At 41.3% G+C, this 15747-nt stretch carries 11 protein-coding genes and 1 pseudogene; 6 read left to right on the top strand and 6 right to left on the bottom strand.

Translation table 11 applies throughout. The features are described from left to right. Window positions 1-206 precede the first annotated feature (206 nt). Window positions 207-2480: a pentapeptide repeat-containing protein gene (locus tag VB732_RS33740; protein ID WP_323235185.1), complete on the top strand. Its 2274-nt coding sequence runs from the start codon at window positions 207-209 to the stop codon at window positions 2478-2480. 9 nt (window positions 2481-2489) lie between these two features. Next, window positions 2490-4382 (top strand): NACHT domain-containing protein, encoded by a 1893-nt coding sequence (locus tag VB732_RS33735; protein ID WP_323235184.1) that lies wholly within the window; start codon window positions 2490-2492, stop codon window positions 4380-4382. 55 nt (window positions 4383-4437) lie between these two features. On the opposite strand, the gene VB732_RS33730 is transcribed toward VB732_RS33735, so the two are convergent. Continuing rightward, window positions 4438-4737 (bottom strand): HNH endonuclease, encoded by a 300-nt coding sequence (locus VB732_RS33730; RefSeq protein WP_323235183.1) that lies wholly within the window; start codon window positions 4735-4737, stop codon window positions 4438-4440. A 380-nt stretch (window positions 4738-5117) separates the two neighbouring features. On the opposite strand from VB732_RS33730, the gene VB732_RS33725 reads away from it, so the two are divergent. After that, the gene (locus tag VB732_RS33725; protein ID WP_323235182.1) at window positions 5118-7886 is read left to right on the top strand and encodes a helicase-related protein; all 2769 of its coding nucleotides are present in this window, start codon (window positions 5118-5120) and stop codon (window positions 7884-7886) included. A 164-nt stretch (window positions 7887-8050) separates the two neighbouring features. On the opposite strand, the gene VB732_RS33720 is transcribed toward VB732_RS33725, so the two are convergent. Continuing rightward, window positions 8051-9772 carry a pentapeptide repeat-containing protein gene (locus VB732_RS33720; RefSeq protein ID WP_323235181.1) on the bottom strand — a complete coding sequence of 574 codons (1722 nt, stop codon included), beginning with the start codon at window positions 9770-9772 and terminating at the stop codon, window positions 8051-8053. A 7-nt stretch (window positions 9773-9779) separates the two neighbouring features. On the opposite strand from VB732_RS33720, the gene VB732_RS33715 reads away from it, so the two are divergent. After that, window positions 9780-10049, top strand: coding sequence for a hypothetical protein (locus VB732_RS33715; RefSeq protein ID WP_323235180.1), 270 nt, complete (start codon window positions 9780-9782; stop codon window positions 10047-10049). Window positions 10050-10324: 275 nt separating this feature from the next. After that, entirely contained in the window at window positions 10325-11317 is a 993-nt protein-coding gene (locus VB732_RS33710; protein ID WP_323235179.1) for a tyrosine-type recombinase/integrase, read from the top strand. A 64-nt stretch (window positions 11318-11381) separates the two neighbouring features. Here the strand turns inward: VB732_RS33710 and VB732_RS33705 are convergent, their stop codons facing one another. After that, a complete protein-coding gene (locus VB732_RS33705; RefSeq protein WP_323235178.1) occupies window positions 11382-12995 on the bottom strand; it encodes a serine hydrolase domain-containing protein in 1614 nt (537 codons plus the stop codon). 70 nt (window positions 12996-13065) lie between these two features. Beyond that, a pseudogene (locus VB732_RS33700) lies at window positions 13066-13161 on the bottom strand (cinnamycin family lantibiotic); the annotation flags it as partial. An 883-nt stretch (window positions 13162-14044) separates the two neighbouring features. Here VB732_RS33700 and VB732_RS33695 point away from each other — a divergent pair. Further along, complete coding sequence (locus tag VB732_RS33695) at window positions 14045-14635, top strand: glutathione S-transferase family protein (protein ID WP_323235177.1); 591 nt, start codon at window positions 14045-14047, stop codon at window positions 14633-14635. A 284-nt stretch (window positions 14636-14919) separates the two neighbouring features. Here VB732_RS33695 and VB732_RS33690 read toward each other — a convergent pair whose 3' ends face one another. Beyond that, window positions 14920-15375, bottom strand: coding sequence for a hypothetical protein (locus VB732_RS33690; protein WP_323235176.1), 456 nt, complete (start codon window positions 15373-15375; stop codon window positions 14920-14922). A gap of 2 nt (window positions 15376-15377) precedes the next feature. After that, window positions 15378-15747, bottom strand: a 370-nt coding sequence (locus tag VB732_RS33685; RefSeq protein ID WP_416235801.1) for a ParA family protein, incomplete at its 5' end; no start/stop codon positions are given.

Below are 15747 nucleotides of genomic sequence, written 5' to 3'. Positions count from 1 at the left end.
CAAAAGAGGGGCGATGCTTGGTTATATTGACTATAACTTGATTGTGAATGAATGATTTATCGGTGAGGAGACGGAAGGTATAAAGTCGGGTATTGAAGCATAAAAACTGGCTGTAACAAAAGAGAATCGCTTTAAAGCGTTGTAATTACAGAATTTCTCGTGGTATATCTGTATCCAAAAAACAAATTTGGATTCTGCACCCAGCCATGTCCCAGTACAACTCCTGTCAAAATCCTCGTGGGCGCTCCTTCAAAGGACAAAACCTTGAGGGTGCAAATTTTAGTGGTGCAGATATCCGAGGGGCAGATTTTACAGGGGCAAATCTGAGGGGGGCGAACTTCAGTCATGCTACTGCTGGGCTGCAAAGGCGTTGGGCTATTTTTTTAATCTGTGTTTCGTGGTTGCTATCTGGAATTTCAGTATTTCTCTGGGCTTTTATTGGAGTGTTAATAGCTTCTATATTCGACACTTCATATCCATCAAATAAATTTATAGGTTGGGCTGTCCCAATAACATTAATTGTTGTCTTAATAGTTATCTTTCGCCAAGGATTCAACCCAGTCGTCGCCGTCGCTGGAGCCTTCGCCTTCGCAGTCGCTGGAGCCATCGTCGGAGCCATCATCCTCGCCATCGCCATCGCCTTCGTCGGAGCCATCATCCTCGCCATCGCCATCGCCTTCGTCGGAGCCATCACCTTCGTCGGAGCCATCGTCGGAGTCTTCGCCGTCGCTTTCGCCGTCGCCGGAGCCATCATCCTCGCCATCGCCATCGCCATCGCCATCGCCATCGTCGGAGCCATCGCCGTTGCTGTCGCCGTTGCTGTCGCCGTCGCTGTCGCCTTCGCCGTCGCTGTCGCCTTCGCCGTCGCTGTCGCCTTCGCCTTCGCTTTCACCTTAACCAAAGCCAGAGCCGTCGTCTTCACCCCCGCCTTCGCCTTCACTAAAGCCGGAGCCTTCGCCTTCAACCTCACCTTCGCCTTCGCCTTCGCCTTTGCCTTCGCCGGAGTTTTACTTAGTGCTTACATTGCTTGGAGAGCAATGAAGGGAGATGAAAAATATGCTCTTATTCGCAACATTGCTGTTGCTTTTGCAGCAAGTGGTGGTACAAGCTTTCGGAATGCCAACTTAACTAATGCCAATTTCACCGCAGCCACACTTAAAAGTACAGATTTTAGAAAAGCTAATCTGACTCGTACTTGCTTCAGTAAAACTAAAAAACTTGACCGTGTTCGCCCAGGAACAACTTACCTGCAAAAAGCACAAGTGGTAAGAGTGTTAGTTACTGGTCAGATACAAGACAATAATTTTGACCGTGACGACTTGCGAGGAGTAAATTTTACTGGAGCAAATTTAATAGATGCCAGCTTCATCGGTGCAAACCTCAGTGAAGCGAACTTACAAGACGCAAATTTATCAAGGGCAAAATTAGTACAAACACAACTTAACGGCACAGACTTTACAGGCGCAACACTTACAGGTGCATACATTCAAGATTGGGGCATTACCACCGACACCAAATTTGATGGGGTGCGGTGTGAATATGTTTATATGCGACTGCCCACCAAAGAAAATCCTGACCCACTCCGCAAACCAGATAACCACAAGGAGGTGTTTGCAGATGGGGAGTTCGGTGATTTCATTCAACCAATTTTCGACACCCTTGACCTCTACCACAACCAAGGTGTTGACCCTAGAGCGATCGCAATTTCCTTTAAGCAGTTGGCAGAAAATCACCCAGAAGCAGATTTGCGAATTGTCGGCATGGAAGTGCGCGGTGAAGATAAGTTTCTGCTTCGTGCCAAAACCGCAGCTACGGCTGACAAGTCCCAACTGAGTGCAGAATATTTTGATAGTTATAATCAGCTTAAAGCCTTGCCAGAGCGAGAAATTAAATTACTACTAGAAGAAAAAGATAGTAGAATTCGTAGTTTAGAAACTATGGTAATGACGGCGCTAGAGCGTCCCAGCTTTTATTCAAGTACTCAAATACAAGAGGTAGGAAGTATGGCTAGCAACCCCGGTGGATTTTCAGTTGGTGGTTCTGTAGGCGGCAACGTCAATAATGTGCAAGGAGACGGCAACAGGGCAGTTCAAGGGGATAATAATCAGGCTGTCCTTGGTGATGGTAATCAGGTGACGCAACAAAATCAGGTAGGTGCAGATACCGCAGAATCGCTCACTAAGGAGGATGTTGTTAAGTTATTGGCTCAACTTGAAACTTTAATTAAAGGGGCAGAACTACCAGCAGATACCAAAGAAGAATTAATTGAAGACTTGAGTGCAGCTAAGAAAGCCACAGACAAAGAAGAACCAAATAAACAACGTGCATTAGAGCGTTTGGGAACTGTGGCAGAAACACTTGAAAAAACAAGTAAGGGTGTGGAAGCTGGTCAGAAAGTCTGGACAACAGCCAAGCCGATTATTGTGAAAGTTGCAACTTGGTTAGGTGTTGCTGCTGGTTCTCACCTGTTGGGATTGTAGAACTGATTTATGAGTCAGCAGCCACCTGATAACTCTGAACCACGGCAGCCTGATAGTTCCGCACCTGAAAATGTAGTAGAGGGGAATCAAAACCGAGCCGTTCAGGGTAATGATAACCAAGCTGTTCTGGGGGATGGCAATACTGTTAATCAAGAGCATAACAACTGGATTATCAATACTCTGAATGTTTTATTAAATCAGCAGACAACAACCCCAGTAGGCAACCCTGCTCGACCAAAAAATGAACGGATACTATTAGCCGCAGTTAAGGAAGAAGTTACAGCGCGGTTAAGGCAGTCGCTACACAATGCTGTGCTAATTAATCTAGGAAAGGAATCACAACCACAACAGGTAAAACGTCCTTGGGATGCAGAGATAAAAATTGGCTTAAAGCCGGCTGTTCCTCTCCCAGACACCACAACAATTTTGGAAGTTTTTGACTCCCAAGAAATTGCAGGTAAACTGTTAATTTTGGGTGCGCCAGGGTCAGGCAAGACGACTACACAATTAGAACTGGCTCAAGAATTAATTAAACGTGCAGAAGAACAGCCTGATTATCCGGTTCCCATTTTATTTAACTTGTCCTCTTGGAAAGATGATAAACAGTTGATAATGGATTGGTTAATAACTGAACTCAAGTTTAAATATGGGTTTTCAGTTAACCTTGGTAAAGAATGGGTAGAAAATCAGAAACTTCTACCTTTACTAGATGGCTTAGATGAACTGGAATCAAAGCGTCAAGAATCCTGTATAAACGCAATCAATCAATTGTTACAAGGAGAATACCGCCCTCAGCATCTTGTTGTTTGTAGCCGGATGGAAGAGTATGGTAATTATAAAAATAATCTTTATCTAAGTGGAGCTATCTACTTACAACCTTTAACAAATAACCAAATTCATAACTATCTCTTTGAAGTTAACCAGTCCGATTTATGGCAAACAATTAATCAGGACTTAGAGTTACTAAAATTAGTTAGAATTCCCTTATTCCTCAGCATTACTATTTTAGCTTCTCAAGAAATCTCTATTGAGGGTTGGCAGCAACTTAATTCTACGAAAGACCGTATTCAGCATTTGCTAGATGCTTATGTGGTACGAATGCTGGCAAGAGATATTAACAGTAGGATATACACTAAGCAAAACTGCCCTAAAGATAGACAAACCCGATTGTGGCTGGTTTGGTTAGCACAGCAGTTACAAACAGAATCCCAAACAGAATTCTTAATTGAAGGAATGCAGCCTTATTTATTAGAAACAGAATTTCAAACGAGAATGTATAAACTAATTTTTGGGTTAATTCTTGGGCTGTTTTTTGGGTTGATTCTTGGGCTGTTTTTTGTGCTGTTTTTTGGGCTGATTTTTGTGCTGTTTTTTGGGCTAAATTTTGATCTAATTTTTATGTTAATTTTTGGGCTGTTTTTTGTGCTAATTTTGGGGCTAATTTTGGGAATTTTAGCAGTTTATGTTGGAAATACAAAAGAAATAGAATCAATCCAAACAATTAAATTATCTAAAGTAATTAGAAAAAGATTGATTGGTGTAATAATTTCTGGGTTGATTTCTAGACTGATTTTTGGGTTAATTTTTGGGTTAATTTTTGGGTTATGTTTTTGGTTCATTGATGGGTTAATTTCAAGACTAATTTCAGGACTAATTTTAGCGCTGAATTTTGGGTTGAATTTTGGGTTGATTTATGTGCTGGATTTTGTTGGTCAAGTCTTTATTCAACACTTCTCCCTACGCCTCATCCTCTACCACAACGGCTACATCCCCTGGAACTACGCCCGTTTTCTTGACTACTGCACAGAGCGATTATTCCTCCAACGTGTTGGCGGACGCTACCGCTTCATTCATAAACTGCTGCAAGACCACTTCGCCCAAATGGAGTTTAAACGGAATTAGGAAGATACTACCAACTCACGCGGGAGGGAGTCATAGTCAATATCTGTTAACAACCTCAAAATAAAGATAATTGTCCTGGCGATACATTTCCCCTGCGTCGCGTATGAAAACTGAGGTGGCAAGCTGTGCATAAGGCATATAAGTTTTCTCGACGATTATCTTCTGGCAGAAAATTAAAATGATGCACTGTTAATGTTAGCGCTGTTCTCTTAGAACGGGAAAGTTCGGACGTATCATCACCGGGGCGAATACATTGCAACTGACATTTAGAACATCGCCAGTCCACAGATTGTTTCACTAATAAAGCGATATCTGACCAATTTTCTGGATAACGTACCTGGGATTTTCTTGGCATTTCCAATTCTTCTCAAAATGCGTAGAGATTTAATTACCAGTTCTTGGATAAGATTAATCTACTATAATTAGTCACTTTATTAATTTTTATTCATTCGCATTCTTCAACATAAGAGTCAATAATTCCGACATCTCCCACAGGTCTTTATTCCGGCGGAAAGCGATGGCATAACAATTTACTTTTTTTCGGCACACTTGACCGCATAATCACTTAAGAGTACTATTGTACTACTTGACCATTATCCCCACCGATTCTGTGGGGGTTATTTTTGATTTTAAATTTCATGTTTTCTAGTAATAGTACGGGAATTATTAAAGTTGAAAATTTATAAAATGGTACGTTGACCTCGAAACTGGATCTACCATAAGCAATCCCAACTCATGAATGAAGAAATAGAAAATGACGAAAGCGGTGAAATAGGTACTCCACGAGAAAGCTGGTTTGAGAGAAGAAAGGCTTTGGAGTATATAAGCCACTACTTCCAAACAGCTAAAAAAGAGATTCGCATCGCTTCTGGATTCTTTACCATCAGAGGTTGGGGGCTAGTTCGACGATACACAAAAGGCAAGCGCGTTTATATTTTAGTTGGTCTTGATGACCCCGGAGAAGAACGAGCGCGGCAAGCTCTAATTGATGAAATATTACGCGACCTGCGAACAGGTCTGGACAGAGAGCGGCGACAGACAGTACTGGATTTAATAGAAAAAATGCAACAAGGTAGATTACACCTTGTAGATGCTAGAGCTACAGACCATCATGCCAAGCTATATATTGTTGATCGCAAAGTCGCAATTATGGCTTCGTCAAATCTTACCCAACGTGGTTTGAGGGAGCAAGTTGAGGCAGGGAATATAATAACTAAATACCGCGAGGTTGTGGCACTGGTAAACGAGTTTGATACATATTTTGCTGAAGCGAAAGACATTACCCAAGAATTATTAGAAGTCTTGCAGCGCTGGCTTAACTTTGTGCCACCGTGGGATGTATACCTAAAGACTATGTTAGCGCTGGAAGACATACAACCAATCAAAAGTAATTATAATAAACAACCTGTTTCATACCAGGTGGATATGATTGCTCAAACACTGCGGCAGATAAAAGAGTTTGGCGGTTCAATGCTGGTAGCTTCTACTGGACTTGGCAAAACAGTCGTAGCAGTTCATGTAGCTTTACACCTTCGCAATGATGACCTAATTGATAATATTATGGTTATTGGGCCAAAGGCAGTCCGCAGTAGTTGGACAGACGAAATGCGTGATGCTGGTCTACCTTGCGAGTATTTTGTTTATCAGGCTTTAGATAAGAGTGGTTCGGAGCAGGATGGGAGCTTAGAATTGTTTGAAAAAATTCAAAAAAATCTTCATGAGCAACGATGGTTAATTATTTTTGATGAAAGTCATTATTTTAGAAACCGTTTCAAACAAGATTTATTTAATATGAAGAAAAACCCAGCAGAGCGTCGGGCTTTTCTCCGTTTAAAAGAATTCTTGAAAAAGAGCAGCAATACCAAGGTCTTATTGTTGACTGGTTCCCCTTATGCTAGAGATGAAAGCAATTTAAATAATCAGTTATATTTATTACCACATACTGCCGAACTTCATACTTTGCTGGATGAAGATTACGACGATAACGCCCGTGCATGGCATATTGAGCAAACCGAAGATTTTGTTAATCTATCCGTAGCTTCTCAACTAACTACACCTCACGTAGCTAAATATTACAGTCAATCAGAAAATCAAGAGAATTATATTCTTTTTGGAACAGAGAAGAGATATATTCCCAAAATTGTACTATACAGTGTCAATTTTCCTCTCTTACTAGATAAGGAACTGATAGATGCAATTAAAAAAAGATATTTTGATTTAGATTCACGTAATCCCATGTTTCGAGAATGTATCAGGAGATTGGTAAAAATTGCTTGGGCAAGTTCTCCATTGGCTCTTCGTGGAGTTCTTGAAAGCGTTGTTGATACTCCTGGAGGAAAGAACGAGTACAAACTTGGAAAATTAAAGTTTGTGTCGGAGCAACAAGAAAGACAATCTCTTTTAAATCCTCTAATTGAAACGTTGACTAATTTGGATTTTGAAAGTGACTTGAAGCTCAAAGCACTTTACATAATTATTCAAGAACTTAAGCAGAATTCCGAAAAAGCAATTATATTTTGCGAACGTCGCGCTACTGTTGTTTACTTGGCACAGGCATTCAAACAAATGTTCCCTGCATTAAAAGTAGTTGCAACTATCGAAGCGAGTGAGAATGAAGATAAATATCAGATGAAAGAAACCAATGAAATAGAAAAACTTATCAAAAAGTTTGCACCTATTTCTAATAATGCTGAACCCATTTCTGAAGAAAACTATGATGTATTTATTTCCACAGATGCTCATGGAGTTGGGGTTAATATGCAAGATGCATCTGCTGTTATAAATTATGATATTGATTGGACTCCTATTGGCCCTGTTCAACGAGCTGGACGCATATTGCGTTTTTGGCATTCTCCACGAACAGTCAAAGTATATACCTTTGTTCCTAACCTGACACAAGAGACAGACCTTAAGTATGATTTAGTCAGAATTAGACAACGTTGGGAAAATCTCATGTTGCGTCATGGAGAATCTAGAAAGCTGACGGACTTGCCCGTTTTAACAATTGCCAATTCCCAAGAAATTAATCTGCCTGAGCTTGCGTCTCAAGTAATAATAAAATCAGGTCAATTAAACTTAGACGCTTTAGCAGATTTGGATATTTCTCCCTTCTATCAACATACAGCAAAATTACAAATGCATCGTGATTATGCTAAGACTATTCTTAGTGATATTGTCAGTGCAAAGATAACTCAGGACTCGGAACCATCAGTTTATGTTTTACTAAATCACAATAAAAAGTATCATGCTCTTGTATACACTCCCAAAAATCAACAAGTACGTGAGCCGGATATTATCAAACTTCTCAATTTAATTGCGTGTAATGAAGATACTGAAATTGCTGTAGTTAATTATGGCTTGGTTGAAGAAATGAGCGATGCTTGCATCAAAGCTTGGTGCAACAAGCAGAGTATATCACCAGAAGAAGTGGAAAGAATTTGTACTTTGTATCTCAAGCCAGAAAGTGAACCTGATGAACTTGAAAGTTTGTTGAATGCACAATAAATAAAAACATCAGTAGCATCAAGCGCCGCCTTTGGGAGCCGAATGCCTTACCCTGTGCGGTGACATAGATGACATAGTGACTGTTTTGAATCGTTCTAAGATATGCGTGCGAGTCGTCCACCTCTGGGATCACTTCAGAATTAAATATTAGGTATACTATAAAGCTAATCGTGAGTTGTGCCATCTGGCATGATCGCACCAGTGAGCTTTGCATTTTCCAAAATAGCTCCACTTAGGTTTGCGTCTTTTAGATTGGCTTTTTCTAGCTTGGCATAACTCAAATTTGACCCACGCAAGTCTGCTCCAGTTAGGTTAGCAGCAGTCAGGTTAAGTGCATGTAAATGTGTACCACAGAGATTTGCTTTACTCAAATTTGCTCCACTCAGGTTGCCGTAAATGCTGACACCAACTAAATTTACACCACTGAGATTAGCACCGCTAAGATTTGTGGAACCATCAAATTTTGAGTTTTTCAGATTTGCACCACCCAATTCCGCAGCAGTTAAATTAGTGGATTGTAAGTCTGCTTGCATCAGGTTGGCTGTATTGAGGTTGGCAGCAGTTAAGTTAGCACCAATTAGCTTTGTCTCACTCAATTTTGCTCCACTCATATCCGTTTGAATTAGTTTTGTATTGCAAAGATTTGCCCTAGTTAGATTCGCACCACTTAAGTTAGCTTCATTTAAATTCGCATTTTCCAGGTTTGCTGAGTTGATGTTTGCCCATTTTAAGTTTGCTCCAGTTAGGTTAACTTGTTTTAAGTCAGCACCAGCTAAATTAGCATTTGTCAATGATGAACCTGGAGCTATCAAATAGGCATTTTTTTCAGGAACAAAATCTTTAGGAAAGACAGTATTTTCATTGTAAATCGCTTGTTCTAGATTAGCTCCAGTTAGGTTTGCACCTTCAAGGTTAGCTTCCAAAAGATTAGCATTACTTAAATTAGCATTACTCAAGTCAGAGCCATTCAGCTTTGCTTTTCTCAAGTTAGCTCCAGTTAAGTTGGCTCCGCTTAAGTTGGCTCCGCTGAGGTTGATATCATAAATATAAGCTCCACTGAGATTAGCTTTTTTTAGGGTTGCTTTTTCTAGGTTTACAGAATTAAGCTTTATTTTCTGAAGGTTAGCACCATCTAAGTTGGTTTCACTCAACTTTGTACTAGATAAATTTACCTCACTAAGATTTGATTCAGCTAGATTTGCTTTACTAAAATTCAGGCTGCTGAAATTTTTACCATTCAAATTTATTCTCCTCAGATTTCTCTCGGTAAAATCACGTTCTCTAGCATCATACAACCTGAAGAATTCTTCAGAGTTAATAGGTATTTCCTGGACTGACTCCTCGGCTGCATAAATTCTATTGGCTAGCCACATCATTCTCTCAATCTTGAAGTCTTGCTCATTAAAAGCTATGCCATTTTGAACCTGTTCTTCAGCTATATTAATTAGATTATCTTGCTCTGTTTCCGCAAGGCTTGCATTTTCGATAATAGTAGCTGTGTCTGTCAAGACTGATGTTTCTTTTTGCTGCTCAACCCTTTCAAAAAACTTTTTTACTATTTCGTCATCATCAATATTTGCTTTCTCAGTAGTTGTTCCCGTAACATCGTTATTATTTAAATTATCCAAACTGTTGATCAAACTAGGCGTAGGCGAATGATTGAAGTGCTGTTGCAATTCAGCAACTTGTGCAGTTAACTGCGAGATCGCCTCTTCCATACATTGAATCTGCTGTAACTCAGGTCTGTCTTGGAACTCCTGTTTCAAGGCATCAAAATAGTTTTTTAGCCAGACAATATTTTTCCTTCGCAGATTTTGCTCCGCTTCCAACTGTTCTATTCGTGCAGCTAAAGATGCTAAATCCATTTCTGAGCTAGAGATATTCATCAAATTTATGGTCAACAGTTGTGTAATCGATACTACTGAGTTAACATTCAGTAGTTTTTGTGCAACCCTACATATAAATATTGCCCGGAATCAAGCCCAAAGTAGCAGTCAATGCTCACTACCGCAAAACTTTGACCCCACTGGAATACAAGCTGCTATTGCTTATGACTATCGACATTCCGGTGAATTTCCTTTTGATATCAATATTGATATCAAAGCCCCACAAAGAGCGATGGCGTACCCGCCCACCGGAGGTGATCGGGACTCTTCTGAGTGAGCTTAGGCCAAAACCGCAATATCCAGACCAAAAGCAGCATTATTACTTAGTCAAATCGTCAGCCCTTACACTTTCATCTAATTTAATTTCTCTTCATCGCCCTCAATAACCGTCAATCAACTGACAATAACTCCCCAACCTCCTCCCCCAGCCTTACTGGGAAATAGTGCGACAATAGCTCTTTTCGCACCACTTAGAGTAATAAACACACCTTTTACAACTAAGATGTTGAAATAGCATTAAACTGACGCTGCCCCTGTGCTGCTGACTAACCAATGACACAGATCCACCCTGAAAACCTTAGTGTTCTAGAAAACTCGCTCTCTTTGGCGATCGGTGATGATTTTTCTTTAGAGAATGACCCCGATGTAATTCAGCAGTTGATTGGGGATAAGCGATCTCTGAACACCAAGCGCGAATACCAGAAAGACTTGAAAGATTTTTTCTTGTTCGTTGCCAAGAAAGAACCCAGCCGGGATTTGGTTCTAGAGTTTCTTCACCTGGAACAACGTCATGCTGTCGCGGTGGTTCTCAAGTACAAGGCACACCTGATTAAGAAAAAACTGGCTGAAGCTACGGTGAATCGTCGCCTTAGTGCTATCAAGTCAATGGTTGAGATGGGGCGACGGCTGGGAGTGTGCAATTTCTCCCTGGATGATGTCAAAGGCGAAAGGGTCGAAACTTACCGGGATACTACAGGCATTTCTGCTACTGACTATGCCATCGTTATAGCACTGGTTGACCAAAACACTTTAAAAGGTAAGCGTGATTATGCCATTCTGCGGTTACTTTGGGATAATGGCTTGCGTCGTCAGGAAATAGTCAATTTGAATGTGCGTGACTTTAACGCCAAGGAAAAAACTCTCTTTATCCTGGGTAAAGGCAAGGGTAGCCAGAAGGAAGTTCTTGACCTATCGGACAAAACCGCCGATGCAATCTCCTGTTGGATAAAAGCAAGTAAGAAGAAACGTGGTGATAACCCGCTTTTTACGGTGCTGGCATACCACAAGAATGGAAATAGATTAACCGGGGAGGCAATCAGGCGATTGGTGGATGGGCTGTGCAAGCAAGCGGGAATTACTAAGAAGATGTCACCGCATCGTGTTCGTCATAGTGCGATTACTACAGTACTGGATCTGAACAATGGCAACTACCGTGCTACCCAGCGTTTCAGCAGACACGCCCAAGTCCAAACGGTATTGAAGTACGACGATAACCGCCAGCGTTTGCAAAAGCAGATGAGCGACTCAATATCAGAATTGATTTAGGTAAGGCTCAAAAATTTAGATGTTGTTATGTTTTAACCGCAACGAGATTGTTGGGCGCGTCTTTTTATTTCACAAATTGAATGTTTCTGACACCTCCATATCCTGCCCTCATATTGAATCCAGCAACTTGATGAAAGTCATCACGGACAAACTGCAAAGTGATGTCCGTACCTTCCAGTAAATCTTTGTTAATTGGCTTGAGGGTTTCTCGAAGAGAATTTCTTCGATTTAGCAGCAACTCTTCGTCTTCTATACTGATTCTGTAGGTGACATCTAACTCTTGGCAATAATACTCTCCTGTAAAATCCATCAACTGTTCAGAATCAGGAGGAGCAAAGTCTAGCCGTTGGAAAACGTCGCGTGTTTTGCCATCCACACAAACGTAAAGATGAGAGGGTTCATCTAAACCTGACTCTTCAAATTCAACATCGGGATTAGAAGGAATATCCATTATGACAAAATGACTTGAACTCACAGGAGCAAGTGTAAAGCTCATTCCGGCAAATTCCACGATTAATTTTCCATCCTTTACCAATAACTCCCAAACGGTTCCTGTTTTTAGGTTTTGATAAAAGCCAGTCTTGCTGTCTAAATCAACCGATGGAATTTCTCTTATTTGGGTTTGGCGACTTACAGATTCTATGCTTTGCTCAGTAAAGTCATCAACTAAGTAGATATCTGCGACTTTTCTGGCAAGTTCTGGCGGTTCAGCACTGCCCAAATTTGACAAGCAAATTACAGAGAATCTCTGTTTGGGGAATCGAAGCATCTGTGATCTGTAACCCATCCATCCGCCACTGTGACTGATGGTTTCTAATCCTCGGTAATGCCCTCTGACTAAACCAAAGGCATAATCTATCACTTCGCCGCTATTCAATCTTCCAGGTGTAATGATTTCTTCGATCAGGTCTTGCCCATATCCTCCTAATTTGTTTTGGTAAAAATTCTCATCCCAGATACATAGATCCTCAACTGTGGTATAGATACCACCGTCACCCACGACATCAAAAATAGACATATCAATCCGAAAGCTACCTTCGTCCCTCACAGAGTAGCCAATCGCTCTATTCCTGACAATCCTTGTGAAATCATCGTGAAAGTGAGTTGTCTTCATCCCAAGCGGACTGAAAATATGCTGATCAGCAAAAACCGCAAGAGATTCTCCGGAGACACGTTTGACAATTTCTGCCAAAAGAAAATATCCTGAGTTGCTGTACAAATGCTCCTCTCCTGGCTTGAAGTTCAATTCTTTTTGACGAGCTATTAAACCAATGATTTCGTTCTCAGGATACTCATTCTCACATCGCATTCCTGCCAACCCCATGAGGGTTAGGTAATCACGAATGCCGCTTGTGTGGTGAATCAGATGCCGCACAGTAATGGGATACTCATATCTGGGTATCTCTGAAATGTAGATTTGGATCTCGTCATCTAAAGAAAGTTCTCCCTTTCTTGCAAGTAAAGCAATGCACATCGCTGTAAACTGCTTGGACGTTGAGGCAATATCAAAGACCGAATTCGGAGAAATCGTTACGTTGTGTTCTAAATCAGCGATACCATAGCCGCGCTTATAGACAGTCTTACCATCTTTGATGATGGCTAAAGCGAAACCAGGAGAGCCTGGTTTATCCCATTGAGAAAATAATTCATCGACTTTATTTGGTGATGGCAGTGTCATGATTGAAAGCTTGAAAAATTACTTATCTTTTGTGTTCGTTGTGCTGATCTCAATGGTTTACTGGCTATTTGAGTGCGTGTCTGAACTCTGCATCGACAATGGCTCGTTCCAGCAAATGTTCAGTGTAGTTTACAGGTGATTGAGTCAACATATTTTGAGTAGACATAAACTTTTCTTTACAAATGGTTTTTGTTTTTTGTTACTTAGTGATTGCTCTCGGAAGTTAGCTTCCCCTTACAATCACTAAGTAACTATCGGAGTAGTTTATGGGAATTATGCAACTATGGTAGCCACCGAGATACCACTTTCGCCCCTACTAAGGTTGTATATGTTTTATGCTTTTCGTAAGCAGTATCATAAATATCTTTCTAAAAATTAAATACTTTATTTTTATCGTCATCAGAGATTTGTAAAATTTATTTTTGGCTTTCAGTTGCTATCTTTTGTATTTGAACTTGGATAGGAATACTAGGTTTTGATGCACCCATTTTCTAACCTCCAAATATAAATCACATATACCACCACAGACATATAAAAGAAAAGTGATCGCCTGTTGCGGTTCAGGTGTCTGGCTGGGGCGATCTCTTATTGTGGTTACTTAGCAGTTGCATTCGTGCTTACTCCCTTGGGCTTGCTTCCGCCCCGATGTCGTGATAATCCCATTTCCCTCTGACGAGGGCGAACGCCTGGTGTTGTCGGCTTTTTAGCCATTGACGACATTAGGGCAAAGGCGGAACATACAAGGACTTGAGGTATTTAGCGACTCATCAAAGGAAAAAGGAAGTGTAATCGCCCCACAACCAAAATTTCAGGTCAGGTTTTGAGCCTGCCCTTTAAATACCTTGAGGTAAGTAATGAGCAAGTACTAGAGTGTGTTTAAAAGTTGATAAAATGGTTGAAAATACCTTTGTTCTCCAATTATGAACTCCCACCCAGTCTTGCTATATTTTGATGACGGGAAGGGCAGAGCAGAATTGCCGCGTCTGATTTTTATCTATGGCGATATTCCATTTGAAGACAGAACGATATCGCTTCACGAATACAAGGAGATGCGCTCTAGTGGAAAACTCCCCTTCGATCAGCTCCCTACTCTCGAATTGGGCGATACCACGATAGCTCAGTCATGTGCGATCGCTCGTTACGCGGCACAAGAAGCAGGAATATACCCTTTAGACAGGGTACAGGCAGCCAGATCAGACATGGTGGTCGATGCGTGGAGAGATTTGCTGGATATTCTGTACGGGTGCTATGTTGACCGGATTGTGGAGAATGGTCAGCTACTAATGAAAATGAGGCAAGCATCGCTGAGGGTGGAACGGCTAGATCAGTTTTTCACAGTGACTGTGCCTATGCACTTGGGCAGGTTTGAGCAGATGATTGCAGACAATCAAGGCTCTCCATTCCTTGTCGGGTCATCACTGACGTGGGCTGATCTGGCGGTGTTTGACATTTTGTACACGTTGGATGTATCCGCAAACCTTTGGAGAACTCCATCTACATTCTTTTACATACCGGAGCCTTATGGGCCTTATCAGCCTCCCAAAAAACTCCTGGAACTATATCCAAAGCTTGAGGCGCTAAAAAAGACAATAAGTAGAACACCTCATATTGCAGCTTGGCTTCAGGCTCATCCATATTAGAAAATGTCTCTTAATGGAGGGCAACTATCTCTGTCATCATTGGCGCGGGAGCAAATCGAGAAGAAATCCACCTTTGGCTAGCTTTCCTGTGTTGGGTGTTCTTGTTTGTAAGCAAGAGGTTCGACCTCGCAATACGCGTGAACACTATTGGCTCTCAAGAGCCTTATTGCTTCTAGCCTATGAGAACTCTTGGTAAAAAATTAATTACTAAGTTTCTTAATATTGTAGGCTTGTCAAGCATTCTGTTTCAGATTAACCCACTAACAGCGATCGCCCAACATTTATCACTTAGCTGAATTACTCAACATAGTGATTAACCGTTTAATTTGACCAACTCGCTTACGTTGGTCGTAGCGGCGTTTGGCTTCTGTGGTAATTTTTTCTAAAAGTGCGTTATCTGCATTAGCAAAAGTCCAAGCAGCTTCTAGAAATACCTCAACTGTGATTCCCCTGTCTTTACAAAAGCGTGTTAATTCTTGGTCGAGGTCTTTTTCTAGGACGATCGCTGAATGTCGTCGTGTTTCGGGGTAATTTTCAAGTTCGGCTTGAAGTTCAGCGATTGTGTCTGCTGGTGTAGCAGTTGGGTTGTCGGTAGCTGGTACTGGGCTGGTTTCCTGGGGTGAGTTTTGTTCTTCTGTTTGGGGTTCTGGTTGTACTTTGGGAACGAGTGCATCCTGGCGTGGTTCAACTGTGGAGCGATTGCGTTTGTTGCGTAGTTGGTTGAGTACGTTATCTGACATTATTATTTACCCCCAAGTGCAGCCTGAATTTTCTCAATTAAAATTTCAAATGGATATTCCAAGTCGGTATATCCCAACTCGTTCAAAGTTGTACGTTTGTTGATGGCTTGTTTATAGCGTTCTGATTCGCGGATTGAGGGTATAACTGACTCCTCGCCAACTTCATCACGCATTCCATCTACCGCCGCCCTACTTTCTTGGGCTTGGGTGTTCCCAAACCAGCGATCGCGGAATGGTAAAACACCTAATACTTGGGCATTCGTTGCGCCGACATCTTGCAAGCCACTGAGTAAGTCTAGTGTCCGCACTAGCGAACCATAACCTTTAACTGATGCTTCTGCGGGGATAATCAAAAAATCTGCTGCGCCGATG

The organism is Nostoc sp. UHCC 0252 (genome assembly GCF_034931145.1).
Lineage (GTDB): Bacteria > Cyanobacteriota > Cyanobacteriia > Cyanobacteriales > Nostocaceae > Nostoc.
This window is presented reverse-complemented; position numbering and strand designations above follow the sequence as displayed.